This is a genomic window from Campylobacter ornithocola (assembly GCF_013201605.1).
In the GTDB taxonomy this organism is placed as follows: domain Bacteria; phylum Campylobacterota; class Campylobacteria; order Campylobacterales; family Campylobacteraceae; genus Campylobacter_D; species Campylobacter_D ornithocola.
In genome coordinates this window covers 1,537,409-1,564,333 of record NZ_CP053848.1, presented here as the reverse complement: position 1 = coordinate 1,564,333, position 26,925 = coordinate 1,537,409, and the positions used below count along the sequence as shown (strand labels likewise).

General features: G+C 30.1%; 20 protein-coding genes, 1 tRNA gene and 2 pseudogenes. 10 read left to right on the top strand and 13 right to left on the bottom strand.

The genetic code is table 11. The annotated features are described in order from the left end of the window. Positions 1-79 precede the first annotated feature (79 nt). The 4 genes and pseudogenes from CORN_RS07965 to CORN_RS08715 all read left to right on the top strand — a co-directional run. A complete protein-coding gene (locus CORN_RS07965; RefSeq protein WP_066006395.1) occupies positions 80-5,365 on the top strand; it encodes an alpha-2-macroglobulin family protein in 5,286 nt (1,761 codons plus the stop codon). Then, entirely contained in the window at positions 5,362-7,566 is a 2,205-nt protein-coding gene (gene pbpC, locus CORN_RS07960; RefSeq protein ID WP_066006397.1) for a penicillin-binding protein 1C, read from the top strand. Before CORN_RS07965 ends, pbpC begins: the two co-directional genes overlap by 4 nt. Before the next feature lie 187 nt (positions 7,567-7,753). Next, positions 7,754-8,389: pseudogene (locus tag CORN_RS08720) on the top strand (PDC sensor domain-containing protein); the annotation flags it as partial. A gap of 1,068 nt (positions 8,390-9,457) precedes the next feature. After that, positions 9,458-9,838, top strand: a pseudogene (locus CORN_RS08715) (methyl-accepting chemotaxis protein); the annotation flags it as partial. A 24-nt stretch (positions 9,839-9,862) separates the two neighbouring features. Here the strand turns inward: CORN_RS08715 and CORN_RS07950 are convergent. Both CORN_RS07950 and dnaG read right to left on the bottom strand, forming a co-directional pair. Next, positions 9,863-10,846, bottom strand: coding sequence for an MnmA/TRMU family protein (locus CORN_RS07950; protein ID WP_066006401.1), 984 nt, complete (start codon positions 10,844-10,846; stop codon positions 9,863-9,865). 64 nt (positions 10,847-10,910) lie between these two features. Continuing rightward, entirely contained in the window at positions 10,911-12,698 is a 1,788-nt protein-coding gene (dnaG, locus tag CORN_RS07945) for a DNA primase (RefSeq protein ID WP_066006403.1), read from the bottom strand. A 74-nt stretch (positions 12,699-12,772) separates the two neighbouring features. Here dnaG and CORN_RS07940 point away from each other — a divergent pair, with 74 nt between their 5' ends. The 6 genes from CORN_RS07940 to CORN_RS07915 are packed head-to-tail and all read left to right on the top strand — an operon-like array spanning position 12,773 to position 17,675. After that, positions 12,773-13,735 carry a tetratricopeptide repeat protein gene (locus tag CORN_RS07940; RefSeq protein ID WP_066006405.1) on the top strand — a complete coding sequence of 321 codons (963 nt, stop codon included), beginning with the start codon at positions 12,773-12,775 and terminating at the stop codon, positions 13,733-13,735. Continuing rightward, positions 13,732-14,172, top strand: a complete 441-nt coding sequence (gene rnhA, locus CORN_RS07935; protein WP_066006407.1) for a ribonuclease HI — start codon at positions 13,732-13,734, stop codon at positions 14,170-14,172. The genes CORN_RS07940 and rnhA overlap by 4 nt, the downstream gene beginning before the upstream one ends. Further along, a complete protein-coding gene (gene rnc / locus CORN_RS07930; protein ID WP_066006409.1) occupies positions 14,165-14,833 on the top strand; it encodes a ribonuclease III in 669 nt (222 codons plus the stop codon). Before rnhA ends, rnc begins: the two co-directional genes overlap by 8 nt. Beyond that, complete coding sequence (gene aroC / locus CORN_RS07925) at positions 14,830-15,918, top strand: chorismate synthase (RefSeq protein ID WP_066006411.1); 1,089 nt, start codon at positions 14,830-14,832, stop codon at positions 15,916-15,918. The genes rnc and aroC overlap by 4 nt, the downstream gene beginning before the upstream one ends. A 53-nt stretch (positions 15,919-15,971) precedes the next feature. Continuing rightward, a complete protein-coding gene (locus CORN_RS07920; RefSeq protein ID WP_066006413.1) occupies positions 15,972-17,015 on the top strand; it encodes a Cj0069 family protein in 1,044 nt (347 codons plus the stop codon). Between the two features lie 33 nt (positions 17,016-17,048). Next, a complete protein-coding gene (locus tag CORN_RS07915) occupies positions 17,049-17,675 on the top strand; it encodes a trimeric intracellular cation channel family protein (protein ID WP_066006415.1) in 627 nt (208 codons plus the stop codon). On the opposite strand, the gene CORN_RS07910 is transcribed toward CORN_RS07915, so the two are convergent. The 11 genes from CORN_RS07910 to folE form a co-directional block, all read right to left on the bottom strand. Further along, on the bottom strand, positions 17,672-18,136 hold the full coding sequence (locus tag CORN_RS07910; protein ID WP_094750253.1) for a GNAT family N-acetyltransferase: 465 nt from the start codon (positions 18,134-18,136) through the stop codon (positions 17,672-17,674). The two genes, CORN_RS07915 and CORN_RS07910, sit on opposite strands and share 4 nt — an antisense overlap. A 31-nt stretch (positions 18,137-18,167) precedes the next feature. Next, positions 18,168-18,242, bottom strand: a tRNA-Glu gene (locus tag CORN_RS07905). Between the two features lie 54 nt (positions 18,243-18,296). Further along, positions 18,297-19,451 (bottom strand): Na+/H+ antiporter NhaA, encoded by a 1,155-nt coding sequence (nhaA, locus tag CORN_RS07900; protein WP_066006452.1) that lies wholly within the window; start codon positions 19,449-19,451, stop codon positions 18,297-18,299. Continuing rightward, positions 19,441-20,610 carry a Na+/H+ antiporter NhaA gene (gene nhaA, locus CORN_RS07895; protein WP_066006417.1) on the bottom strand — a complete coding sequence of 390 codons (1,170 nt, stop codon included), beginning with the start codon at positions 20,608-20,610 and terminating at the stop codon, positions 19,441-19,443. The genes nhaA (CORN_RS07900) and nhaA (CORN_RS07895) overlap by 11 nt, the downstream gene beginning before the upstream one ends. An 83-nt stretch (positions 20,611-20,693) precedes the next feature. After that, positions 20,694-21,665 carry an iron-sulfur cluster assembly scaffold protein gene (locus CORN_RS07890; protein ID WP_066006419.1) on the bottom strand — a complete coding sequence of 324 codons (972 nt, stop codon included), beginning with the start codon at positions 21,663-21,665 and terminating at the stop codon, positions 20,694-20,696. A 10-nt stretch (positions 21,666-21,675) separates the two neighbouring features. Then, positions 21,676-22,854, bottom strand: coding sequence for a NifS family cysteine desulfurase (locus tag CORN_RS07885; protein ID WP_066006421.1), 1,179 nt, complete (start codon positions 22,852-22,854; stop codon positions 21,676-21,678). Between the two features lie 126 nt (positions 22,855-22,980). After that, positions 22,981-24,126: a hypothetical protein gene (locus tag CORN_RS07880; protein ID WP_066006423.1), complete on the bottom strand. Its 1,146-nt coding sequence runs from the start codon at positions 24,124-24,126 to the stop codon at positions 22,981-22,983. Between the two features lie 79 nt (positions 24,127-24,205). Beyond that, positions 24,206-24,385, bottom strand: coding sequence for a putative motility protein (locus CORN_RS07875; protein WP_066006425.1), 180 nt, complete (start codon positions 24,383-24,385; stop codon positions 24,206-24,208). 53 nt (positions 24,386-24,438) lie between these two features. Further along, on the bottom strand, positions 24,439-24,927 hold the full coding sequence (locus CORN_RS07870; protein WP_066006427.1) for a hypothetical protein: 489 nt from the start codon (positions 24,925-24,927) through the stop codon (positions 24,439-24,441). 54 nt (positions 24,928-24,981) lie between these two features. Continuing rightward, entirely contained in the window at positions 24,982-26,292 is a 1,311-nt protein-coding gene (gene fliI / locus CORN_RS07865) for a flagellar protein export ATPase FliI (protein ID WP_066006430.1), read from the bottom strand. Next, the gene (folE, locus tag CORN_RS07860) at positions 26,292-26,864 is read right to left on the bottom strand and encodes a GTP cyclohydrolase I FolE (protein WP_066006431.1); all 573 of its coding nucleotides are present in this window, start codon (positions 26,862-26,864) and stop codon (positions 26,292-26,294) included. The genes fliI and folE overlap by 1 nt, the downstream gene beginning before the upstream one ends. Between the last annotated feature and the right edge of the window lie 61 nt (positions 26,865-26,925).

Genomic DNA, 26,925 nt, shown 5'->3' with positions numbered 1-26,925 from the left:
TGTAAGAATTATATAATTTTTTGAGTGAAGCAAGAGTGAATTTAGATATAATTTAAGAAATTCACAAAATGAGGCACATATGAGAGGGTTTTTACATTGTTTTTTTGCTTTTTTACTTGCAAGTTTATTATTTGCTTGTTCTAAAAATGAAGATAAGAGTTCTGCTATAAGAGCTTATGGTTTTGATGAAAATACACAAAGTATTTTTGTAGAGTTTAATACCAATATCATTAATCAAGAAATAGGTATTGCAAAAGAAAGAGAGATTGTCATTAACAATCAAAGGATAAAAGTAAAATATGAGTTTGAAACACCTACAAGATTAAAGATATTTACATCTTTAAAAGCAAATAAAAAATATGATATTTTTATAGATTTAAATGATATTATAGCCAATGAAAAAGTACAATTAAAAATACAAACTCCTTTTGAAAAATTAGATATTAAAGGATATTTTCAAAACATTTCAAATGATGAAAGTATTTTGGTTTTAAATGTTCAAAGTTTTTATACTCTTAATAAGGATGAGTTGTTAAAGGCCATTAAAATTACAGCATTAAATCAAGAAATTCAAATAGATACAATCATCATTCAAGGTGATATAGCAAGCGTATATTCTAAACCGCTTAGCATTAAAAACACAAATACAAATGTAAAAGTAGTTTTAGATAAAGAAATTTTGGGTTTGGAAAAAAATGTAGATTTAGAGTATATTTTACTTGCAAAGAGTGAATTTATTTTTCAAAATTCAAATGTGGTTAATAAAAATATAGAATTGCTTTTTTCTCAAAATATTTCACAAGATCAAAATTTAAAAGAGTTGATTTTTATTAGCCCTGAGGTAGATTTTAAGGCACTAGCATTTGGAAACAAAATAAAACTTATGGGTAATTTTTCTCCAAATAAAACCTATGAAATTCAACTTGCTCAAGGGATTAAAAGCACTGATGATGTTAGTACAAAAGAAAACTTTAAAACTCAAGTAAGTTTTAAAGACTATGAACCTGCTATAAGTTTTACAAATCAAGGAGTATTTTTATCTAGTAAAGCTAGTAAGAAAATAGCTTTTAAAAGTATGAATATCAAAAAGATTCATTTAGAAGTTTATCAAGTGTTTTCAAACAATATAAGTGAATATTTAAGATATAAAAATCTTCAAGGCGCCAAAAATTTAAGTGATTATGATAGTGATATTTTTTCAGAGAGTGATTATACTAGTGAAGTAGTATTAAAAAAGGACTTTGATATTAAAAATACTAAAAATCAATGGCAAGAAAATGAAATAGTATTAGATGGTTTGAAAGATTTAAGCGGCGTATTTATAGTAAAGCTTTATTTTAAAGAAGAAGATATAGATTATGCTTTTGATGAGGGAATGGAAAGTTGGAAGAAATACAGATTTTTCAATCAAAAAGCAAAGATTAGTAAGAATTTAATTTTTTCAGATATAGCTTTAATCGCTCAAAATTTAAACAAAAAGCTTTTTGTGGATGTGAGAAATTTTACCACACAAAAAGCATTGAGTGGGGTTAAGGTTGATGTGATTAGTAAAAGCAATCAAGTTTTAGCTTCTAAGATGAGTGATGATAATGGCTTGGTTGTTTTTGATGATATAGATGAATCAAAAGCTTTATTTATCATTGCTTCAAAAGATAAGCAAGCTTCTATTTTACGCTTAAGCTCGCCTTTGTTATACGATGGTTTTGATGTAGATGGTTTTGATTTAACTTCTCAAAATAAAGTATTTATTTACACAGAAAGAGGGGTATATAGACCAGGTGATGATATACATTTGACCATGGTTGCAAGAAATGATAAAGGGATTGTTAATCATCCTATATTTTTAAGTTTTTTTGATCCACGCAATAAAAAACTTTTAGATAAAATCAAGCTTGAACCTTTGAGTAATGGAACTTTTTATAAAAAGATTTCACTTAATCAACAAGCTTTAAGTGGAGTATATTTAGCTAGGATTGAATTTGCAAATACGATTTTTGATAAAGAAATTTTAGTGCAAAATATAGTGCCAAATCGTATAAAAGTATCTTTGCAAGCTCCAAAAAGTATAAAAGAAAATGAAAGATTAGATTTTAATATTAGCTCAAAATATCTCTTTGGAACTCCAGCAAGTAGTCTAAAATACCAAGTTGATTTGTTTGTGAGTAAAAAAGAGTATAAAAATTCAAAATATCCAGAATATATTTTTTCAAACCCTAGCGTTTTGGAGCAAAAATATCAAGATAATCTAGAGGGTGTTTTAGATGAAAATGGCTTTGTAAAAAAAGAATTTTTCCTAAAAGACTTCTTAAAAAATACTCCATATAATCTAGAAGCTAGTATAAAGGCTAGAGTTTTTGAAAAGGGTTCAAGATCAGTTGAAGCACTTGTAAATTCACAAGTTGTTTTACATGAACATTTTGTAGGCATAAAACGATTAAAAAATCGTTATTTAAGTTCAGGTTCTATCATAAATTTTGAAGCCATTGTGAGTGATTTAAACGAGAATTTGATTGCAAACAAAGAGATCAAATATACCATTTATGCAAATGATTATTCGTGGTGGTGGGATTATGATAATTATGATGATTTTTTAAAATCACTCAAAAAGGATAAAAACACACAAATAGTTACACAGGGAACTATTTTAAGTAAAGATAAACCAGTTAAAATAGAGTTTGATCCAAAAGAGTATCATGGTGAAATGTTTATAGAGCTTGAAGACATACAAAGTAAAACAAGTACAGGAGAGTTTTTTTATATTAGTAGTTTTGGTGCACCAAGTAATGCTGATATAGTTAGCTCTTTAAAGATAAAAAGCGATAAAAAAGAATACAAGCCAAATGAAACAGCTTTTGTGGAATTTGAAAGTGTTAAAGGTGCAAAAGCTATTATTACGCTAAATGATAATGCAAAAGTTTTAAAACGCTTTATAATAGACACACACGAAGATACCACAAAGGTTGAAATTCCTATTCTTAAAGAATATATGCCAAATGTTTATGCAAGTGTGATCTTGCTTCAAGATTATGATCAATATACTAATGATAGAGCCTTAAGGCTTTTTGGCGTGGTACCTTTAAGTGTTGTAGATGAGCAAAGTAAAATCGAGCTTGATTTAAGAGTACCAGATAAAATTATGCCAAAGCAGGACTTTGAAGTAGAAATTCAAAGTAAAAACAAACAAAGCTATACTTATACACTAGCTATTGTAGATGAGGGTTTGCTTGATGTTAGTGCTTTTAAAACCCCAGATATTTGGGGATATTTTTACCAAAAAACACGCTTTAATATGAGTATATATGATACTTATGATAAAATCATTGCTAAAAATATCTCTAATGCTTCTAAGGTATTAACTACGGGTGGTGATGCTTTCTTACAAAGTAGGGCAAATAAAAGCAAAAATGATGAAAAAGCTAGACGTTTTAAGCCTGTTGTGTTGTTTCAAGAGCCAGTGCAAAGTGATGAAAATGGTTATGCAAAATTAAAATTTAATATGCCTTCATATTTGGGTTCGGTTAGAGTTATGGCAGTAGCAAATAACTCAGCAAGTTTTGGTAGTGCTTATAAGGATATTCAAGTTAGTGCACCTGCTGTTATGCTTGAAACTTTGCCAAGGGCTTTAAGGTTTGATGATGAATTTAAGCTTTTAGTGCAAGTATTTAAAGTAGATGATGATGTAAAAAATGCAAAGCTTAAATTAAAAACAAAAAATTCACTCATAAATTTTGAAAAAAATGAAATCTTGATTGATTTTGGTAATGAAAAAACAAAAGATATTTATATTAATGCAAAAGTAAATTCTAATAAGCTTGGAGTAGAAGAAATAGAGTTAAGTTTAAGTGCGAAAGATTACACCTATACTCAAAATACACAAATTGATATAAAAGCGCTAAATACCATTACTTATGAGGGTAGGTCTTTTAAAATTCCTGCAAATACTTCCATGGAATTTAAAATCATGCAAGATTATATTAACCCGGTAGCATTTTTAAGTGTGAGTTCTAAGCCTATTTTAAATATAAATCATAGATTAAAATACTTGCAAAATTATCCTTATGGATGTATAGAGCAAAGCACTTCAGCAGTTTTACCACAGCTATTTTTACAAAAACTTGATCAAGGAGCAAATGAACAGAAAAATATTAACAATATCAATGCATTATTAAGTAAATATGCAAATTTTCAAACCGCTAATGGTGGTTTTGCTTACTGGCAAGGGCTTAAGGAGTCTGATGCTTGGGGGAGTAATTATGCTGGTATGTTTATGATTTTAGCTAAAGAAAGAGGTTATTATGTAAGTGAGGGAATGTTTAAAGCATGGCTTGATTATCAAAAGCGTTATGTTTTACAAACTCAAACAAACAAAGAGATTAGAATAAATTCTTTATATCTTTTAGCCTTAGCTAAAGAGCCAAATTTAAGTATAATGAATACTATTTATGAAGATAGTGCGTATTTAAAAAGCTTAGATAATGTAAGTCTTTGGCAACTTAGTGCAGCTTATAAGCTAGCAGGTTTTGATGAGGTAGCTTTAAATATAGCAAAAAATTTAAGTACAAAGCCTGATGAAAAAGCTAATTACACTCATACTTATGGATCTTTTTTAAGAGATGAAGCTATTATTGCAAATGCGTACAAAATAATCTATGGTAAAAATAATGATGAGTTATTAGACGATATTAAAAAAAGCTTAGAAGGTCATGCTTGGCTTAGTACTCAAAGCACAGGTTATGCTTTGTATGCTTTAGCAAATAGCTTTAGTGATGAAACTTCCAAAATTATCAATGCAAGTGTAAAGATTAACGGTGAGAGTAAAAAGTTTGATGCAAGTTTTTCTAAATTTGAATTTAATCAAGGCAGTGCTTTAATAGACGCCAAAGAAGATACTTATGTACATTTTGGAGTAGAGGGTATTAAAAAAGGTATTGTTGAACCTTTTGCACAGCGTATATATATAGAAAGAAGTTTTTATGATGAAAATGGAAATGAAATAGATGAAAGTACTATAAAAAGCTCTCAAATTTTTTATATGAAATTAAAAATATCAAATAAAAACTATCCTGGCACTTCTAATATAGCTTTAAGCCAGATTTTACCAAGTGGTTGGGAGATTGTACATGATCTTTTAAATGATGAAACTCCTGATTTTGTAAAAAATTCTTATTATGATTTTGTCGATATAAGAGATGATAAGATTATGTATTTCTTCCCTTTATATTCTGATGAATCAAGAGAATTTTTTGTGAAATTAAGTGCTGTTACCCCAGGTGTTTATACTTTGAGTGGAGCTTATGCTGAAGCAATGTATGATAATGCTTATAGAGCTTTAAGTGAGAGTAAAAGAATCAAAGTAGTGCAGTGAAAATAAAAATAAGCCTTGCAATATGCTTTTTAAGCCTATGTTTTTACATAGGCTTTGTCTATTTTAGTTTTGACAGCAAGGATTTGTTTAAAGGTACATATAGTAAGGTTTTGCTTGATAAAAACAAAGAAATTCTCAGTGTATTTTTAGATGCTAATGAGCAGTGGCATTTAGAAAGTGAGTTTATACCGCAAAAATTAAAAACCGCAGTTGTTTTATATGAGGATAAAAACTTTTATTCTCATTATGGAGTAGATTTTTTAGCTATTATAAGAGCTTTTAAAAATAATCTTTTTTCAAGCAAAAGAAGTGGTGCTAGCACGATTTCTATGCAAACAATTAAGCTTTTAGAACAAAATAAACGCACATATTTTAATAAATTCAATGAAATCATCAAAGCCTTTGCTTTAGAAAATGCTTATGACAAGGAAGAAATTCTAAGACTTTATTTAAATAATGCTCCTTATGGTGGAAATTTAGTAGGTGTTGCAAGTGCTGGGTTGTTTTATTTTGAAAAAGATTTAAAAAACCTTACTTGGAGCGAAGCAGCTTTGCTTGCTGTACTTCCAAATAATCCAGGTTTGATTAATCTTGAAAAAAATAAAGATAAGCTTTTAAAAAAACGCAATGCTTTGCTTGACAGGCTTTTTGAAAAGGGATATTTTTCTAAAGATATTTTAACTCTTGCAAAGGCTGAAAAGCTTCCTAGTTTTAAAGCAAGAAAAAACTTAGCCCCACATTTAGCACGTAGACTTTTGGTTGATAAAGAAAAAGTCATTTCTAGTATAGATAAAAAAATTCAAATCAAATTTGAAAAAAAAGCCAAAGAGTATTCTTATAAACTTCATCAAAAAGGTATAAAAAATTTAGCTATATTACTAGCAGATACTAAGACAAATAAGGTTTTAGCTTATGTTGGATCAAATGATTTTTATGATTTTACAACTTTTGGTCAAGTTGATGGGGTTGTAGCAAAGCGTAGCGTGGGTTCAGTATTAAAACCTTTGCTTTTTGCTTTTGCTATAGATGATGGTCTTATAGCACCTGAGTCTTTAATGCTTGATGTACCTACATTTTTTTCTAATTTTGCCCCACAAAATGCAAACAAAAAATACCATGGTTTTGTTAGTGCAAAAGAATCTTTGCAAAAATCACTCAATATCCCCTTTGTGGGTTTACTCTCAGAGTATGGCTATGAGAAATTTTTTTATAAACTCAAAGATATTTTAAACTATGAAGATGAAAATTTTAAAAAGTATGGACTTTCTTTGATTTTAGGTACAAAAGAATTTAGCTTAGAGGATATGGTTAAAATTTATCTAGGGCTTGGAAACTATGGAAATTTTAAAGAAATTTTATATGAAGAAAATACATCTATTAAAAAAGATAAAAAACTTATAAGTGATGGAGCGAGTTTTTTAACATTACAAACACTAAAGGGTTTAGATAGAGTAGGGTTAAAACAATATGATTTTAATACTATCATCTCTTGGAAAACAGGTACAAGTTATGGTAGAAAAGATGCTTGGGCTATAGGAACTTCTCCAAAATATACTCTAGGAGTGTGGGTTGGAAATTTTAATGGAGAAGCAAATGCAAATTTATATGGTGTGAGTATCGCAGGGGAGTTGTTTTTCGAACTCTTAGGTTTGCTTGATGGGCTTAATTTAGAATTTAAACAACCTGATGATTTAATTTCTATCAAAATAGAAAATCAAACAGGATATAGATATGATTATAGATTTGACTTTAAAGAAGCGCTTTACCCACAAAGTGCAAATGTTTTAAGAATTTCTCCATTTTTAAAAGAGATTTTTATCTATGAGAATAAAGAAGTAAATTCTTTAGATGAAAATTTTATTTATGCTAAGAAAAAAATTATTTTAAATTTACCTCCAAATGCACAAGCATTTTTTGCCAAAGAAAAGCAACATTTGCAAAGTTCTAATCAAAGTTTAAAGATTATATATCCATTAAATAACCTTAATATCGTTTTACCAAAAGACTTAAAAAGTAAGCAAAAATTGCTAATAAAACTTATAAATCCTGAAAATGAAAAGCTTTTTTGGTATTTAAATCAAGAACTAATCTTTGAAGGCAAGGAAGAAAATTTAGCCCTAGATTTAAAAAAAGGTAAATATAATCTTAATATTATTAGCGAAAGTGGAATGAATGATTTTATAAATTTTAATATATTTTAAACATAAATAATAAAAATTATTACTTAAAAAATCCACTCCCCCCCCCCCATATTATAGCATTTGTGTAAAAAATATAAACTATTTTATTTTTATTAAAAAATAAAACAAAAAATAAATATTTTTTATATTTTTTTAATAATAAGTTTTTATAATTACGAAAAAATAATTTTAATCAAGGAGAAATACAATGTGGAAAAAACTAAAGCTTAGTACAAAAGTTATTGCTATTGTTGTTTTTACCGTTGTGATTGTTTTAAGCAGTATATCTTTGTTTATAATACAAAGATCAACTGACACCTTAAACGAACAAATCAACAAAACTTTAATCACTTCTGTTTTTAGATACACCAACTCAGCAGAAGCAGCTTTGAAATCTTTCTTTATTTCTGCCATTGGAACTCAAAAAATCTTCAATACTTTGCTTGAGGAAGGCCCTATATCAGAAAAAAGAATAGAAAATATTCTTGGTGAAACTATAGATGCAAGTCCAAATATTGCGTATGGATATTATTATCTAAAAGATGGAGCGGAGTATAGAAGTTTGGGACTTGATAATAAATATTTTACCAATAAAAATGAATTTATGGTCTTAATGAGAGATTCAAATATGAAAGCTCCAGGTGGTATGGTAACTATAGAAGCTAGTAGTGAAATCACATCATCAAGAGGTATGAATCATATTTTAAAAGGTGATAAGCTTTATTTTGGTGAGCCTAGATGGTTTAACATCAATGGAACTAGAATCTATGGATCAAATATTGCAACTCCTTTGGTTGATAAAAGAGGTAGAGTATTAGGTGTATTAGGTATGATTTTTGATATGCAAATACTAGCAGATGATTTTAATGATCCTTCTAGATCTGTGTATGATGGAGATAGAAGAATATTATTATCAAATGGTGGTGTTATAGCTACACATCCTAATTTAGATTTTGTAGCTAAAAAAATTACTGATATTAATAAAAATGCAAGCAATATAATGGAACTTATAAAAGAGCCTAAAGTTGTAAATGTAGATTATATTTCTGATGAAAATAGAAAATATCATGGTGCTATAAAAGTATTTGAGGTATGGCCAAATACTGGAATTTTATGGTCAATAATGGCAATAGCTCCGGAAAAAACTATCCTAAATCCTATTGCAGAAATTAGAAATTTAATATTGGTTTTGGGATTTGTTGGTATTGTAGTGATAGTGTTAGTTCTTGGATGGGTTATGAAAAGTATGATTACTACTAGAGTGCAAAGACTACAAGACCATTTAATGAAATTCTTTAAGTATTTAAATCATGAAATATCAACTGTGGAAGTTTTAACTCCAAGGTATAATGATGAGCTTGGAAAAATGGCTTTAGCAATTAATGAAAATGTTCAGTATATTCATACATGTTTAGAAAAAGACGAAATTACCGTGCAAAATATCCTAGAAGTTTCATGTGATATAGAAAAAGGACATTTTACTCAAAGAATTGAAGCAAATCCTGTTAATCCAAAACTTGTAGAATTAAAAGAAGTGTTAAACAAAATGCTTGATGATATGCAAGAGAAAATTGGTAAAGATTTAAATGATATAGAAAGAGTTTTTGCAAGCTTTCAAAACCTTGATTTTTCAGATAAACTTTCAAATGCAGAGGGTGAAATAGAAAAAGCACTTAATGCAGTTGGTGAAGAAATTAAAAAAATGCTTCAATCTTCATTAAGCCAAGGAGAAATGCTTCAAACTAAGGCTGATGCTTTAAAAGAAAGTGTGTTAAAACTTAATGAAGGTGCACAAAAACAAGCTGATTCTTTACAAGAAAGTGCAGCTGCAGTTGAAGAGATGAGTGCTTCTATGAATGCAGTTGCAGCAAGAACCGAAGAAGTTATTAAGCAAAGCAGTGATATTAAAGATGTAACCGATGTGATTAGAGATATTGCTGATCAAATCAATCTATTAGCATTAAATGCTGCTATTGAAGCAGCACGTGCAGGTGAACATGGACGTGGCTTTGCTGTTGTTGCTGATGAAGTTAGAAATCTAGCAGAAAGAACTCAAAAGTCTTTAGGTGAGATTGAAGCTAATACTAATATCTTAGTTCAATCTATTAATGAAATGGGTGAAAGTATCAAAGAACAAGCCTTAGGAATTTCACAAATCAATCAATCTGTCTCAGTAATAGATGGTTTAACCAAAGAAAACTCACAAATTGCACATGCAACTAATTCTGTAGCAAATGAAGTTGATTCTATGTCAGCTGATATTGTGGCAGAGGTTAGAAGAAAGAAATTCTAAAAAAACTACCCTTTAAAGGGTAGTTTAATTTATAAAATACTCTTGAATTTTATTTTTATCTTCAAAAGCCATACTTTGGAAAATTTTATCTTTAAAGCCTATTTTGTATTTTGTGTTATTTTGAGTTTTAGCATAAGTTAGCGCTATACTTAGAGCAAGTTCAAGATCTTGTGGATTAATATTTTCATCTACTAAAGAATAAGCACCTATTAAATCAAAAAGTTTTAATTCTTCATATTTTTGAGTTTTTAATTCTTTTAAAAATTGATTTTCTAGCTCATTTCTACCTACTATCATTTTGGAACCATTTGGAAGTCTTAAGTGACGTCCATATTTTAAAAGTTGTGCATCATTAACTTGCATATTTTTATCAAATTTAATGAAATCTTTAATTTTATTTGAAAAGCTTTCAAGTGTAAGTAAGCACCCACCACCCGGGCTTTCAAAGTCTTCAAAACCAAATTGCGTGGCAAGTTCAAGTTGTCTTTTTCTACTTCTTCCGCTTATGTTTTCTAACTTTTCTCTATCAACCCAACCTTCACGTTCAGGCTTAGTTAAGGGTAGATTTTTAGCACACATTGGTCGCAAGATTAAATCTTCTTCATCAAGAGCTAGTTTTTTAACCTTTGCCATTGCATCATTTCTTTGACTCATAGGGCGTTGGCCAACCACTTCTCCTGTGATGATAAAACTTGCATTTTCATCTTTTAACATAGAAAGAGCTGTTTTAAACATAAAGGCATGACAATCTATACAAGGGTTAAAATGTTTTCCATAGCCATATTGAGGGTTAAATAAAACTTCTTGTAAATACGCATTTCTTACATCTATCATTTCAAAACTAGCCCCTGCCATAGCAGCACGTTTTGTCATGAGTTCACTTTTATCACTTGTGCCACCAAAGCCTATGTTAATGTTTAAAGCTTTTACTTCTATACCTTGAGAAGTTATGAGTTTTATAGCAAGCATAGAATCAAGCCCACCGCTAAAAAGTGCTAATGCTTTCATTTTATCCTTTCGAATTTTTAGTATATTGTAGTGAATGTTTTTTAATCTTTATGTAGGTTTTTATTTAAAAAATTTCATCTTCAAAGTTATAATGAATTGCTTTTTTATCTTTGATGTTTTTTTGTAGTCTATTTAAAAATAATTCCAAATTTTCCTCATCATCTAAAAAATGCACGCTTTTTAAAACTTCTATCAAATGGTTTAAAAAAACTTCATCATTTTGATAGCTTTTTTTGATTTTTTCTAAATTTTGATTGAGTAAATTATAAATTTGCTTTTTAAAGGCTTGTTTTAAATTTAAACTTTTTAATTTATTAAAATAAGCAAGGTTGATTTTACAAATAGCATATAAAAATTCTTCTAAATTGCTTAAATTTTTTATGTTTTCAAATTCATAAAGCTCTCTTATGTTAGGATCTTCAAAATCTTTTTGTTCTAAAATAGCTTTAGCAATATCTTGGTGTAAAAAATATTCTTTTGTACTTAAAAGTTTAAAAAGCCCTATAGCCTCATCATTTTCATATAAAAATTTTAAAAGTTCTAATTCGCTTATATTGTTGGTTTTGTTTTGTTTGATAGGGCTGGTAAAACTTATATTTTTTTTAGTATTTTTAGAAAGTTTAATATCGCTAATATTTACTCCCAAAAGATTTGCTACTAAAGTAGTATAAGAATTAGCTATTAAAGGTTCAAGGCCAAAGGTATATTTTTGCACTTCTTCTAAGGCTTTTTGCTTACTAAGTGCTGAGTTTAAATCACAACCTGCAATCAAACTTCTTATATAAAATTCTCCAAGTTCTATACCTTTTTCTAAAATATTAAAAAGTAGTTTTTCTTGATGAGTTGCTACAAGCTCAGCTGGATCTTTTCCACCTTCTATTAAAACTACTTTCCCATCGATTTTTGCTAGGCTTAGCAAATGTGCTGAACGCACTGCCGCATTAAATCCTGCATTGTCATTGTCAAAACACAAAATCACTCTTGTTTCAAATCGTTTGATTAAAGGTATATGGTGTTCTCCTAAAGCAGTTCCTAAAACTGCTACAGCATTTTTAAATCCTGCCTTATGAAAGGCTATAGCGTCCATATAGCCCTCGCAAATTATCATTTCTTTTTGTTTATAAATGGCATCTTTTGCTAAGTTGAGTGCATAAAAAACGCGTGATTTATCAAAAAGTTTGCTTTGAGGAGAATTAACATATTTTGCCATGTTTGTTTCATCTAAAGTTCTGCCACCAAAGCCTATGAGCAAATTTTTATGATCATAAATGCTAAAAGTAATGCGGTTGATAAAGCTTGCATAAATACCATTTTCATTTTGTTTTATAGCACCTACCTCTAGAGCTTCTTCTTGCTCTATTTGCTCATTTTGTAAAAGTCTTAATGTTTCATTGGAGCTTGGTGCAAAACCTAGTTCGAAAGTTCTAATATCTTCATCATTCAAGCCTCTTTTATAAAGATAAGCTAGAGCTTCTTTGTTTTTAGCTAAATTTTGTTTATAAAAGGCATTAAGAGTGGGTAAAATGTGAATGATAGATTTTTTATTGCCTTGTTTTTTTGAAGTATAAGTAAGTGAGAAATTACTCCACGAGGCAACTTTTTCCACCGCTTCAACAAAGTTTAATTTCTCATAATCCATAACAAATTTAAAAACATTTCCCCCAGCCTTGCATGCAAAACAATGATAAAACCCCTTAATGGAATTAATATGCATACTAGGATTTTTATCATCATGAAAAGGGCAAACGCATACATAACCCGAGCCTTGTTTTTTTACTTCAACATAATGAGCTATGATATCAACAATATCTGTTTTTTGTAAAAGTTGTTCTATACTTGCTTGTTCTATCATCTTTAAACCTTAAAGAAAATTATATAAGCATTTAGCTATAATTGTCATAAATTTGAAAATTAAGTTGCAAGATTATGGATTTTTTCTTTGTGGAATACCGCGATCCTTTGTTTGGTCTTATTGTTTTAACAGCTTTGGTTTTTATCATCGCTAGTTCGCATTATATATGGCGTATTTTTGCAAGTAAAGATCAAAAAAGTAAACTTGATCGTTTTGTAAAGAAATTTGAAATCAACTCCACACATCAACAAATTTTAAAAAATGCTAATTTAAGTATAGAAAATTTAAATTTTTTAGCCCAAATTTTTACCAAAAGTGGAGAATTTGAAAAAGCTGTAGGGATCTATCTTATAGCTTTGCAAAAATCAAATGAAGCTAATCAAAAAGAATTTATCTTTTTTTCTTTAGCACAAGTTTATCTTAAGGCAGGGTTTTTAGAGCGTAGCGTGGAAGCTTTACTAAATGCTTTGAAAATCAAAGCACGCAATAAAGAAAGCTTAAAACTTTTAAAAATTGTATATTTAAAACTTAAAGACTATGATAAAGTTTTAGATGTTTTAGAATGTTTGTTTGAGCTTGGAGAAAATATATATGCAGAAAAAGCTTTAATAAAAGCTTTAAAGACTCAAGCTAGCTCTAAAGAGCAAGAGCAAAAAGTAAAAGAAATTTTAGCTTTAAGTAAGGATAATGAGTATATTTTAAGACTTTGCTTTTTGTATTATAAGGATAAACTCACTCAAATGCCTAAATTTGAAAATGTTATTGATTTGCTTAATGAGTGTAAAAATCCGCTTAATCTTGAAGATGAAAAATATCATGAGTTTTTTTATGCAAAAAATTTAAGCACAAAATCCATTCCTATTAAAAATCATAAATTAAAAATTTTAAAAATTTTAAACGATAATGAACTAAGTGCAAATCTTAGCTTTACCTATGTGTGTAATAATTGTAAAAATCAAAATCCTTTGTTTTTTTATCATTGCCCATTTTGTTATGAATTTGGAAAATGTGAGATTTATTATGAGGTAAAAGCTTGAAAAATATTGAAATTTATACCGATGGCTCTTGTTTAAATAACCCTGGTTTTGGAGGATGGGCTTATATTTTAACTTACAAAAATTATCAAAAAGAACAAAGTGGAGCATGTGAGAATACAACAAACAATCGTATGGAGTTAATGGCTATTATAGAAGCTTTAAAAGCTTTAAAAGAACCGTGTGAGATAAAATTATATACAGATTCAAATTTAATGGTTCAAAGTATTAATGAGTGGCTTCAAGATTGGATAAAAAAAGATTTTAAAGGTAAAAAAAATATTGATCTTTGGAAAGAGTATTTAAATGTAGCTAAAGATCATAAAATAACTGCTTTTTGGGTTAAAGCGCACAATGGTCATGAGTTGAATGAGCGTTGTGATGAACTAGCAAGAAATGCAGCCTTAAAGCTCCAAAAAGAAAGGTCAATAAATGCTTAAAAAACTTCAAGAAAGACTAAAATATTGTTTTAAAAATGAGCAATTACTCATCGAAGCTTTGACACATAAAAGTTATAAAAAGCCTTATAATAACGAAAGATTAGAGTTTTTAGGTGATGCTGTGATGGACTTAGTAGTAGGGGAATTTTTGTTTTTTAAATTTCAAAAAGATTCAGAAGGAAACCTTTCTAAACTTAGAGCAGCTTTGGTAAATGAAAAATCTTTTGCAACCTTAGCACAAAAATTAGATCTTGGGGAATGTATTTTTATGTCTATTGCGGAAGAAAATAACGATGGGCGTAATAAGCCTTCTATACTTTCAGATGCTTTTGAGGCATTAATGGGGGCTTTGTATTTAGAAATAGGTTTTGAAAAAACTAAAGATATAGCGTTAAATTTGCTCAACGAGGTTTATCCACATATTGATACGCAAAGTTTGTTTAAAGATTATAAAACAAGATTGCAAGAAATCACACAAGCAAATATGGCAGGAACTCCTGAGTATATAGTAGTAAAAGCTTTTGGGCCTGATCATAAAAAGCAATTCGAAATTGCAGTGAAAATTCAAGGCATAGAGGTAGCAAGGTCTACAGCAGGTAGCAAAAAAGAAGCACAGCAACAATGTGCAAAAATTGCATTAGAAAAATTAGGAAAATTATGAATAGTTTTGGAGTAAGATTTAAATTTACAAGTTTTGGTGAATCTCATGGTTTAGCCATAGGTTGTGTAGTAGATGGTATGCCTGCAGGAGTTAAGTTTGACTTTGATTTTTTGCAAGATATGTTAGATAGAAGAAAACCAGGCCAAAATCAATTTAGTACTCCTAGAAAAGAAGAGGATAAAGCTCAGGTTTTAAGTGGAATTTTTGAAGGTTATACAACAGGAACCCCTATAAGTGTTTTAGTGTATAATGAAAATACACGCTCAAAAGATTATGAGAAAGATGTGTTTCGTCCAGCTCATGCTGATTTTACTTATTATCATAAATATGGTATTAGAGATTATAGAGGTGGCGGAAGAGCTAGTGCTAGAGAAAGTGTAGCAAGAGTGATAGCAGGGGCTATAGCTTGTATGCTTTTAAAAGAGTTTGATATAGAGATAATGAGTGGGGTTTTTGGGGTAGGAAGTATTGATAGCAAACTTAGCAATGATGAGTTTGATTTTGATTATGCTAAAAATAGTGAAGTTTATGCTTTAGATAAAAATTTAGAGCAAGATTTTAAAGATGAAATTTTAAAAGCTAAAAAGGCTAAAAATAGCATAGGTGCTAGAGTTTTTACTAGGGTAAAAAACCATATCATAGGCTTAGGTGAGCCTTTGTATGATAAGCTTGATTCTAAACTTGCTCATGCGATTATGGGGGTAAATGCAGTTAAGGCCATAGAAATAGGAAGTGGCATTCAAAGTAGTTATATGTATGGAAGTCAAAATAATGATGAGTTAAAAGATGGTGTGTTTTTAAGTAATCATAGTGGAGGGATATTAGGTGGAATTTCTAATGGAGACTTTATTGATATAAAAACTTATTTCAAACCAACTCCTTCTATATTTTTACCCCAACAAACGCAAAATATATATGGAGAAAATATCATACATGAACTAAAAGGTAGGCATGATCCTTGTGTGGGTATAAGAGGTAGTGTTGTGGTAAATGCTATGGTGGCTATATGTATGGTTGATGTTTTACTTTTGAATGCAAGCTCAAATTTGCAAAATTTACAACATATATATAGAAAAAATAAATAAAAATTTAATACTTATTTGGTATGATGATAAAATATCTTTAAAAAGGGAGTAATATGAAAAAAAATATTGTATTTTTTGAAGTCAGAGGTGGTAGCGATAAAGGTGAGGATGGTCATAGAAAAGATACTATGCCTATGGTAAATGCCCTAAAAGAGCAAGGTTGGAATGCTGAGGTGATTTTTTTTGAAGTAGAAAAAAAAGATGAAATTTATGAATATGTAAAAAACAACGCCGATGCTTATGTTTCTAGAATTAACCCAGGAAATTTAAAAGAAGAAAATGAATACTTTGATATGCTAAGAAAGCTTTGTGCAAATGGCGTTATAGGTATGCCTCATCCTGATGCGATGATAGGCTATGGTGCTAAAGACGCATTAACTAAGCTTAATAAAACAGCTTTGGTGCCTGAAGATACTTATGCGTACTATGATATTAAAACCTTTAAAGAAAGTTTTCCAAAAACTTTAGCAAAAGGCGAGAGGGTTTTAAAGCAAAATCGTGGTTCAACAGGTGAAGGAATTTGGCGTGTAAGGTTGATTGATGAGCTTGAAAGTGGTGCAACAAGCGTGCCATTAAATACGAAAATAAAATGTACAGAAGCTAAAGATAATCACACAGAAGAAAGAGAACTTGGTGAATTTATGGATTTTTGCGAGCAATATATAGTAGGTGATAATGGTATGCTTGTAGATATGACTTTTTTACCACGTATCAAAGAAGGTGAAATTAGGATTTTAATGCTTTATCACACCCCAATTTATGTAGTGCATAAAAAGCCTGCAGAAGGTGCTGATGCTTTTTCTGCAACACTTTTTTCAGGTGCAAAATACAGATATGATGAGCCAAAAGATTGGCAAGAATTGGTAGATTGGTTTTTAGCAACATTACCTGAAATTCGTTCAAAACTTGGAAATTATGATATCCCTTTAATTTGGACAGCAGATTTTATCTTAGATACTGATGAAAATGGTAAAGATAAATATGTTTTAGGTGAGATTAACTGCTCTTGTGTTGGATTTACTTCTCCTGCTGAATTTGTTGAGCCTATTGCTAAAAAAGTAGCTCAAAATATCATCGATATCGTAAGTAAAAACTAACCCTTGTTTTAAACAAGGGTTTTTTAACTCATTATGCTTTTAACTATACTTTATATTATTGGAATTACTGTTGATGCTATGACAGGAGCCATTGCTGCAGGGCGTCATAGGATGGATCTTTTTGGTGTGATTTTCATAGCTTTGGTAACTGCAATTGGCGGGGGTTCGATTAGAGATATATTGCTTGATCACCATCCACTAACTTGGATCAAAACTCCTGAATATGTGATTTTAATTTGTGTTGCAGCTATGATTACAACAAAAATTGCTAAATATGTTATAAAGCTTGAAAAACTTTTTTTGATTTTAGATGCTATAGGTTTGGTTGTTTTTAGTGTCTTAGGTGCACAAATTGCAATAGAAATGGGGTATGGTTTTATAGTAGCTGTAAGTTCGGCTGTGATTACGGGTGTATTTGGTGGGATATTAAGAGATATATTGTGTGCTAGAATACCACTTGTATTTCAAAAAGAAATTTATGCAGGTGTGGCTATACTAACAGGAGCTTTGTATTATATATTGTATATTTTAGGTATTGATGAACTATGGGTAATTCTTGCTTCATTGATTGTAGGAACCATAGCAAGGCTTTTGGCAATATATTATGGTTTAAGTTTGCCTATATTTTCTTTTAAAGATGGAGAAAATAAAGAAAGTTAAAATTCTATTTTATAAACTCTTAAAGAGTAAGCTTCATTGTCTATAATATTTTCAATAAAAATTCCACCATATTTTTCATAAAATCCTACAAGCTCTATCAGTAGGTAAAATTTATTTATATTCTTTGTTTTCAAATCATTTTTTATAAATTTTAATAATTGGCTAGATATTTTGTTTCCTCTATAATTTTCTTCAACATATAAAGCACATAAATTTGGCTCTAAATCTTTTCTGTTGTGAAAATCATTTTGTATGATCCCAGCTCCAACTATAATAATGTTTTTATCTAAAGCCAAATACCACTGAGGAGTAGTTTTGCTGTTAAAACTACTTTCTATGCTTTCAAAATAAACTTTTTCATCTATACCCCATTTTTCAGAAAACCATTTAGAAGCTTTTGTTGATAGATCTTTTTTATCTGATATATTTGTAATATATGGATTAAAATTTCCTTGTAGCATGTTATAATTTATATTTGAGATTTCTAGAAAGTGGTGACCCATACGAGACTCGAACTCGTGTTACCGCCGTGAAAGGGCGATGTCCTAACCGCTAGACGAATGGGCCAATTTCAATTTTAAGAAATGAAATTATACCTTATTTACTTTAAAATTAACTTAATCACTTGATAAATCGTAAATAAAAATACCCGAAAACACCAGAAGCTAACGAAGCTAATAATATTGCAAGATTATCAACAAAATTAAATATATCACTTACTTCATAAGCAAGTGCATCTATAAAAAAACTCATTGTAAAGCCAATACCAGTTAAAATACAAACTCCATAAAGTTGTTTAAAATTTGCATCTTTTGGTAATTTTGCAATTTTAAATTTAATCGCCATATATGCAAATCCAAAAACCCCTAGTTGTTTTCCAATGAAAAGTCCTAAAAATATACCTATACTAACACCACTAAAAAGCATATGGGTTTGAATTTTAGAAAGATCTACTCCAGCATTTGCAAAAGCAAAAAGAGGGAGTATAATAAAAGCAATCCAAAATTTTAATCCATGCTCAATTTCTTCTAACAAGGTATGATTATTTTTTGTATGGACAGGGATAAATAAAGCGGTAATGATACCTGCTAAAGTAGCGTGTACTCCACTTTTTAAAACACTAAGCCAAAGCAATGCACCAAGTATATAATAAAAGGATTTTCTTTCATTTCCTAAGCGATTAAGTATAAATAAACCTACTATGCAACAAAATGCAACAAAAAAAGCTAAGGTAGAGAGTTCGCTAGTATAGAATATTGCAATAATTAAAATAGCCCCTACATCGTCAAAAATAGCTAAAGAAACTAAAAAAACTTTTAAAGAGCTTGGTATGCGTTGTTTTAGCATAGCAAGTATAACTAAGGCAAATGCAGTATCAGTAGCAGTTGGTATGGCCCAACCTTTTAAAACATAAGTATCGTTAAAATTTATGGCACAAAAAATTAATGCAGGGACAACTATACCACCTATAGCGGCCATTAAAGGTAAAGTAATATTACTAAGAGTTTTGAATTCTCCTTGAATAAATTCTTTTTTTAATTCAAGTCCTATAGCAAAGAAAAAAATCGCAATAAGCCCATCGTTAATCCACAATAAAGATGGCTTAAAAAGTTCCCATGTCCCAACTTTTAAACCCATTTCCACACTAAGAAATTCCATATAGTGATCTCCATATGGACTATTTTTTAGTATAAGTGCAAGGATTGTTGCTCCTAAAAGCAATAATCCTCCTAAAATTTCAAGTGATATATAGTTTTGAAAATTTTTAATTTTCATATTTTTTTGAACCATAAATAATTTTTAGATATAAATATCCAATTATGGCACTTAACAAAGAAGCAACCAATATGGCAAGTTTATCTGAATATGCGAAAATATCACTATTTTGATAAGCTAAGCCATCAATAAAAAAGCTCATAGTAAAGCCTATACCTGTGAGTATGCAAACTCCATAAAGTTGCTTAAAATTAACATTTTGTGGAAGTTTTGCTAAACCTAATTTAATGCTAATATAGGAAAATAAAAATACACCTATTTGTTTACCTAAAAATAAACCTAAAATTATGCCTAAACTAACAGATGAAAACATAAAACTTGGATCCATATCTTTTAAATCAACTCCTGCGTTTGCAAAAGCAAAAATAGGTAAGATAAAATAACTTACCCAGGGAGCCAAGTCATGTTCAATCTCTTTTAAAAATGATTTTCCACTCTTTGTTTGAAGCGGTATAAATAAAGCAGTAATCACACCTGCTAAAGTTGCATGTACCCCGCTTTTTAACATACTAATCCAAAATACTATGGCTATGATGATATAAAAAGATTTTTTAGTTATATGGAAATGGTTTAACAAATAAAGTGCTAAAATACATACTAAAGCTGCAATCATAGCAAAAACTGAAAGCTCGCTTGTGTAAAACAAAGCAATCACAATAATTGCGCCTAAATCATCAAAAATAGCTAGAGAAAGCAGGAATAATTTTAATGAAGTGGGTACTTTTTTGCCTAAAAGCATTAAAATTCCTACTGCAAAAGCAACATCAGTAGCAGTTGGTATGGCCCAACCTTGTAAAGCAAAAGGGTCTTTGTAATTAAAAAATGCAAAAATTAAAGCAGGTACTATCATGCCACCAAGTGCAGCAAATACAGGTAAAGACATAGCTTTTATGCTGTTGAGCTGTCCTCTTGTTACCTCGTATTTTAATTCAAGTCCTATAGCAAAGAAAAAAATCGCAATAAGCCCATCGTTAATCCACAAAAGCAAAGGTTTAAAAATTTCTAAACTTCCTGCTTGAAACCCAAAAGGAATATTTAAAAAATTGGTATATTGATCCGTTAAAGAACTATTTTGTAGAATTAGTGCAAGTACGGTAAAAAATATGAGTAAAACACCAGGAAAAGTTTCACTTTTAACAAAGGTTTGGAGTCTTTGCATAAACAGCCTTTTAAAATTTTTATTAATGTATTATTTTAACATAAAAAGGCTTGAAATTTAAAAGTTTAAGCAGAAAAAACTGCTTAAACAGGTATAACGCGTATATTTGGACTAAGTTCTTCTTGTAGAATATTTTCTATAGCATATAAGGTTGCACCACTTCCGCTTGAGCAACCACTACAAGCTCCAAGATAACGTATATAAACATCTATATTTTTATTTTCACTTTTTTGTATATCAATTACTTCTAAATCTCCACCATCTCCATGTAGCATTGGACGTACATCACTATCTAAAACCGCTTCTACTGCTTTTAATTGCTTAACCATAGTCATATCATCAAAAGCAATGTCGGTTTTGTTTTGATTTTTTAATCTTTCTCTTTCCATTTCAGCCCTAGTTTCAGCCAAAATATCTACAAGATAGTAATCTTTTTTCTCATGTCCACCTGGTTTGACACAGGATTTACAAAATGCACCTGCTTTGGTAAATTGTGTGATTTCTTCTACTGTATGTAAATTATTTAGCTTAATCACTTCTTTGATGGTTCCAAGACTTACTCTAGCACATTCACAAACTATGATTTGATCTTCAAAGTCTTCAGGATTAACCCCTTTATAATGCGCTGCAGCCTGTTTAATAACATCATAAGCCATGACTGAACAGTGCATTTTTTGAGGTGGCACAGCTGGAGTTTCAGGGTTGTCTCTCATAGCAAGCTCAACATCTAAATTTGTAATTTTTACAGCCTCATCTACGGTCTTACCTATACAAAGATCAACCATAGTATCGCTACTTGCTATTGCTGTCCCACAGCCAAAACTTTTAAATTTCGCGTCAATAATCTTATCGGTTTTTTCATCTACTAACCAGTAAAGTCTTACTGCATCGCCACAACTTTCAGCTCCAAAGTCTGCTACTATAAGTTTTGCATTTGCTTTTTGCGCATCTTCTTGTGTAAATTCACCCATATGTCGCGGGTTGTTCATTCTATCTTGTACTTTTTGAGAATATTCATCCCAAATTGATCCACCAATTAAATTATTTTTTGCCATTTTCTATCCTTTAAATATTTTCAGGCTTATATGCATAAGTACTTGAGATTGCTCTAAGTCTTTGCGTTGCTTTTTTTATTTGTTCTGCTGCATAATCAATTTCATCTTCTGTATTAAATCTTGATAAAGAAAGCCTTAAAGCGGTGTGAGCTAAATCATTTTCAGCACCAATTGCTTCCATGATAGGATTGCTCTCAAGTGCTTCACTAGCACAAGCAGAACCTGTACTTGCTGCTATGCCATTTTTATTTAAATCCCAAAGCATAGCCTCGCCTTCCACTCCTTTAATGCTAGCTAAAATTGTATTAGGAACTCTCCTTGATCTATCTCCTACTACACTTGTATCAGGCATAGCTAAAATTAAATCTTCTAATTTATCTCTCAATCTTCTAATGTGTGAGTTTTCAAAATCAAGCATAGCGTTTGCAATTCTTAAAGCTTCTGCCATTGCTATAATATATGGCACATTTAAAGTTCCACTTCTTCTACCACCCATGTGTTCACCACCATGTAAAAGTGGAGTTAATTCTATGTCTTTTTTAATATAAAGTCCACCTACACCTTTTGGACCATGAAATTTATGTGCAGAAAATGAAGCAAAATCAACCCCAGCTTTTGCGAAATTAACTTTAATTTTCCCAACAGCTTGAGTTGCATCAGTGTGAAATAATGCTCCATATTCATGTGTAACTTGAGCCATTTCTTCTATAGGGAAAATCATACCAGTCTCGTTATTTGCCCACATAATGCTAACTAATGCAGTTTTATCTGAAATAGCTTCTTTTAAATCTTTTACACTAGAAACACCCTCATGATCAACACCAAGTTCTATAACTTTAACTCCTAAGGATTTTAAAAACATAGCACTTGCAATTACTGCAGGGTGTTCTACACTAGAAATAATCACTTCATTTTTATTGCTATTTAAAATTCTATCAAAATATACACCTTTTAGTACCCAATTAATACTCTCTGTAGCACAGGATGTGATGATAATATCATCTAAATCACTTGCTCCAAGTCCCATATAGAGTTTATCCATTGCTTCTTTGAGTGCAGGATGAGTTGCACTACCCCACTGATGAAGGCTATTTGGATTACCATAATGCTCTTTAAAAAAAGGTTTCATAAGCTCATAAGCTTCTGGTGCAAGTTGTGTTGTTGCATTGTTGTCTAAATATACTTTCAAATTATACTCCTTTAATTAGGATATTTTTTATCTTTTTTATTAATATACACTAAAATATTAAATTTAATATTAAATCAAGTAAGTTTTTAACTTTTATAAAAATTTTATTATTATTTTAGCACAAGTTTAAGCCATAGCATTTAAATAAGAGTGTAAAATTTTATTAATACTTGCTTGTTTTTTGCGATTTTCTAAAAACTGAGTATCTAAAATTTCTTTTTGAGTATTGATTTTCTCAAGATCAATATTAGAGTTGTTTTGGTTAAAATCTTCTTTTAAAATTTCAATTTCTTTACTAATTTGCTCACCATAGAGAGTGTAAATAGAACTAGAATTTGCAAATTCTTGCATATTGATACTATGCTGATAGTTGATGTATTGTTGAAAAAAAACTGAAAGTTTATCTTCTGAGGTATTATTTTTATCTACTCCATTAATATACAAATATAAATCAAAACTCATTTTTTCTTTGTTATTTTCATTAATGTAATCTTGTGCGCTTATTTCACCTCTCATAATTTTTTGAAAATTTACATTAGAAGAAACATCTAATTCAATAGGCGATAAAAAGAAATTAGCTTTGTTAAGGTTTTGCTCTTTTAAATCATGATAAATGTAATTTAGCAATAAACCACTTTTGGAAACTTCTCCTTGTTTATTTAAATAAGGTCTAATGATAGGATTGCTAGCCGTGTTTTCAATGCTTGTGTTAAATGCAAAATCACCTATTTTGTTATCAAGCATTAAGGTGTTTAAATTTTTATTTGCTTCTTTTGCGTTTTGTAAACTTTTGGTATTTTCATAGACTTTTAAAATTTTTCCTTCATAAGTATAACTATATCCTTGTTTTAATTCTAAAATTTGGGCTTTGCTTAAAAAATTATTATCGTTATTTTGAAACTCATGGTTGATAGTTTTTAATGTATTATGATAAGTATTTAAAAGTCTTGGTAAGTCTATTTTGTTGTAGTTTAAATTCTCATCAAGCTTTATAAGCTGCTTTGAAATTTCTCTTATGCTTTTTATATTGATATCATAATCAAGCGGTATTGCGGCTGTTTTATTAAGATCTTTTTCAAAAAATCCTTTCTCATTTGTCCTAAAACCAAATTCGCTTGCATAGGTTACTTTATGGTCTAGATTAGAACCTTTGATATCAAGTAAATCACTTTTAATACTAGTGTTTTCTTTTTTTTCTTCTGTATGTTCAGTTTTTGCAAATGGATAATTTGCAAAATTTTGATATGGATTAACATTAGAATTTACAAACATAACTCTTCTCTTCAAAAATATTGCTTAACTTTGCAAAAAGCAAAAGCTATGCCAAAATTTCTGAATCGAAGAGAAAAGATTAAGCGTAAATGTCAAGCAATCCTGAACTATTGGCAGGAGTAGTAGTTGGAGCAGGGTTTGCATTTACGCCTTCAAGTACCTGCATTACTGCATTTTCATTGGCTTCTATGGTTTTTTTCATCATAGTAGTTGCAATGTTAAGCATTAAACTTGCTTGATTGTTTGTAACTTCGCCCATAACATACTCCTTTTGTTTGGATTAGTAATATTATCGGCAAAGTTTGGTTAATATTAAGCTATATTATAAATTTTTGATAAGTAATGATTGTGGGTGTTTTCTTTTGCTTCAAGCATATCGATATGATTTTTAAACTCATCCATATCTTTAAAAAGGTTTTTCATTGTAGTGCTAATTTCGCTAGAAAAATTTTGGAGGTTACTTTGTGTTTTTAAATATCTTTCTATTTGATAAATTCTAGCAATCTCTCTTTCATACTCATCTTGAGTCATTCTTTTAGCACTAAATTCTGTATTTAAGCTTTTTTTATCATTAATGGTAAAAGATTTTTTTTGATTGTTAATTTTAAACTCAACAATAAACTCTTCTTTTGAATTAATAATCTTTAAGTATTTTAATTTGGCTTTATCCTCTAGCAAAATAAAACTGATGCACTCTAAAAACATATGTGTAAAGATTTCTCTTTCAAAAATATTCTGACAAATATCAGTATATTTTAAACCTAAGCTTTGTTGGTGATCTAAAAATGCTACATTTGACATGATCCATCCTTTTTTCATGACTTTTTGTCATAAAAAAAGCAAAAATCATTCCAATTATTGCATATCAATCATCTTAAGCATATTAATAGTATCTTCAAATTCAAAATTTTCTTCAGGGTTTTGACTTAAAAATTGTTGCATGAATTCTTTTTTGGCAATAGCTTGGTCAAGTTCTTTGTCGGTACCTTTTTGATAAGCACCAATTCTAAGCAAAACCTCATTTTCCTTAAGTAAAGAATTTAAACGTTTAAACTTTCTAGCAGCTAGCTTATGCTCATCGCTAATAATATCTCCCATAACCCTTGAGGCTGAATTTTGTATATTTATAGGTGGATAAATTCCAAAGTCAGTGAGTTCACGACTAAGCACTATATGCCCATCTAGGATAGATCTGCTTTGATCAGCTATTGGATCACTCATATCATCTCCATCAACTAGCACGGTAAAAAAAGCTGTTATAGTGCCTTTACCTTCTTCTTTTCCTGTGCGCTCCATAAGTTGAGGTAAAAGACTTAAAACACTTGGCGGATAGCCTTTAGTTGTAGGCGGTTCACCTAAGGCTAGGCCTATTTCTCTTTGTGCCATAGCAAAACGAGTAACACTATCCATAATAAACAATACATCTTTGCCTTGTTCTTTAAAGTACTCAGCCACGCTCATAGCACAAAATGCACCATACTTTCTCATCAGTGCGCTATCATCGCTTGTTGCAACGATGATGACAGTATCGTCAAGTTTACCACCAAGATTTTTTTGTATAAACTCAGGAATTTCTCTACCACGCTCGCCGATTAAAGCTATGACTTTAATGGGAGCTTTGGAATTTTTTACTATCATACCCATAAGAGTTGATTTACCAACCCCACTTCCTGCAAAAATTCCAAGCTTTTGTCCCACTCCACAAGTTAAAAGTGCGTCTATTGTTTTAACACCTACTGGAAAAACTTCTTCTATTAAACCTCGTTTCATCGCATCAATAGGTGCTCGCATAATGGGCATAAATTTGCTAGCTTCAATAGGCCCTTTGCCATCTTTTGGACGCATGAAAGGATCAACTACTCTTCCTAAAAGTTCATCGCTTACGCCTATTTGCATCCCCGCATCATTAATGAACGCACGATCTCCTATTTTAAAACCCTCAACAAAACCAAAGGGACTTAAATAGCTTAAATTCTCATCCACTTCTACCACCATAGCCATAGCTTCTTTGCTCTCATCTTCACTAGAAACTATTTTAATGATATCGCCTATGCTAGTTTTTAAACCATTTATTTCTATACTAGTGCTTGAAATTTTTGTGATTTGTCCAAAAACACTGGCAAGATTTTGTGAGGTAATTTTACTACGAAGTTTTTCTAAGCCCATTAAAATCTAACCTGTTTTGCTGAGTTAATTAAGGTAAAAAATTCTTTTCTTGTTTTTTCACTTTTTAAAAAACTACCTCTTAAGGCCGAAGTGCTAGTAGTAGAGTTTGCTTTTTGCACCCCACGCATTTCAACACACATATGTCTTGCTTCAATAACCACCCCAACACCTTTTGCACCTACATATTCCATTAAAGCTTCTGCGATTTGCTCTGTGAGTTGCTCTTGAATTTGCAAGCGTCTTGCAAAAACTTCTACAAGACGAGGAATTTTACTAAGCCCTACGACTTTTTTATCTGGTATATATGCAACATGCACACGTCCAAAAAATGGCAAAAGATGATGCTCGCAAAGACTATAAAATTCTATATCTCTTACTAAAACCATCTCATTATTTGAGCTTTCAAATAATGCATCATTAAGTATTTGTTTTGGATCTTGTTTATAACCGCTATTTAAAAATTCAAATGCTTTAAATACTCTAGCGGGAGTTTTTAAAAGGCCTTCTCTTTGTGGATCTTCTCCAATAATTTCTAACATATTTTTTATAGATTGTTCAAATTTTTTTTGCATTTTTTCTCCATTAAAAATTAAAATTTTAACATATTTTTATTTTTATATAAAGTGATAAGGA

Bases quoted from the DNA above. Each gene is read 5' to 3' on its own strand.
- CORN_RS07965 (WP_066006395.1), top strand. From the start codon at position 80: ATGAGAGGGTTTTTACATTGTTTTTTTGCTTTTTTACTTGCAAGTTTA.
- CORN_RS07950 (WP_066006401.1), bottom strand. From the start codon at position 10,846: ATGAAAGCATTAGCACTTTTTAGCGGTGGGCTTGATTCTATGCTTGCT.
- dnaG (WP_066006403.1), bottom strand. From the start codon at position 12,698: ATGATAGAACAAGCAAGTATAGAACAACTTTTACAAAAAACAGATATT.
- CORN_RS07940 (WP_066006405.1), top strand. From the start codon at position 12,773: ATGGATTTTTTCTTTGTGGAATACCGCGATCCTTTGTTTGGTCTTATT.
- rnc (WP_066006409.1), top strand. From the start codon at position 14,165: ATGCTTAAAAAACTTCAAGAAAGACTAAAATATTGTTTTAAAAATGAG.
- aroC (WP_066006411.1), top strand. From the start codon at position 14,830: ATGAATAGTTTTGGAGTAAGATTTAAATTTACAAGTTTTGGTGAATCT.
- CORN_RS07920 (WP_066006413.1), top strand. From the start codon at position 15,972: ATGAAAAAAAATATTGTATTTTTTGAAGTCAGAGGTGGTAGCGATAAA.
- CORN_RS07915 (WP_066006415.1), top strand. From the start codon at position 17,049: ATGCTTTTAACTATACTTTATATTATTGGAATTACTGTTGATGCTATG.
- CORN_RS07910 (WP_094750253.1), bottom strand. From the start codon at position 18,136: ATGCTACAAGGAAATTTTAATCCATATATTACAAATATATCAGATAAA.
- nhaA (WP_066006452.1), bottom strand. From the start codon at position 19,451: ATGAAAATTAAAAATTTTCAAAACTATATATCACTTGAAATTTTAGGA.
- nhaA (WP_066006417.1), bottom strand. From the start codon at position 20,610: ATGCAAAGACTCCAAACCTTTGTTAAAAGTGAAACTTTTCCTGGTGTT.
- CORN_RS07890 (WP_066006419.1), bottom strand. From the start codon at position 21,665: ATGGCAAAAAATAATTTAATTGGTGGATCAATTTGGGATGAATATTCT.
- CORN_RS07880 (WP_066006423.1), bottom strand. From the start codon at position 24,126: ATGTTTGTAAATTCTAATGTTAATCCATATCAAAATTTTGCAAATTAT.
- CORN_RS07875 (WP_066006425.1), bottom strand. From the start codon at position 24,385: ATGGGCGAAGTTACAAACAATCAAGCAAGTTTAATGCTTAACATTGCA.
- CORN_RS07870 (WP_066006427.1), bottom strand. From the start codon at position 24,927: ATGTCAAATGTAGCATTTTTAGATCACCAACAAAGCTTAGGTTTAAAA.
- fliI (WP_066006430.1), bottom strand. From the start codon at position 26,292: ATGGGCTTAGAAAAACTTCGTAGTAAAATTACCTCACAAAATCTTGCC.
- folE (WP_066006431.1), bottom strand. From the start codon at position 26,864: ATGCAAAAAAAATTTGAACAATCTATAAAAAATATGTTAGAAATTATT.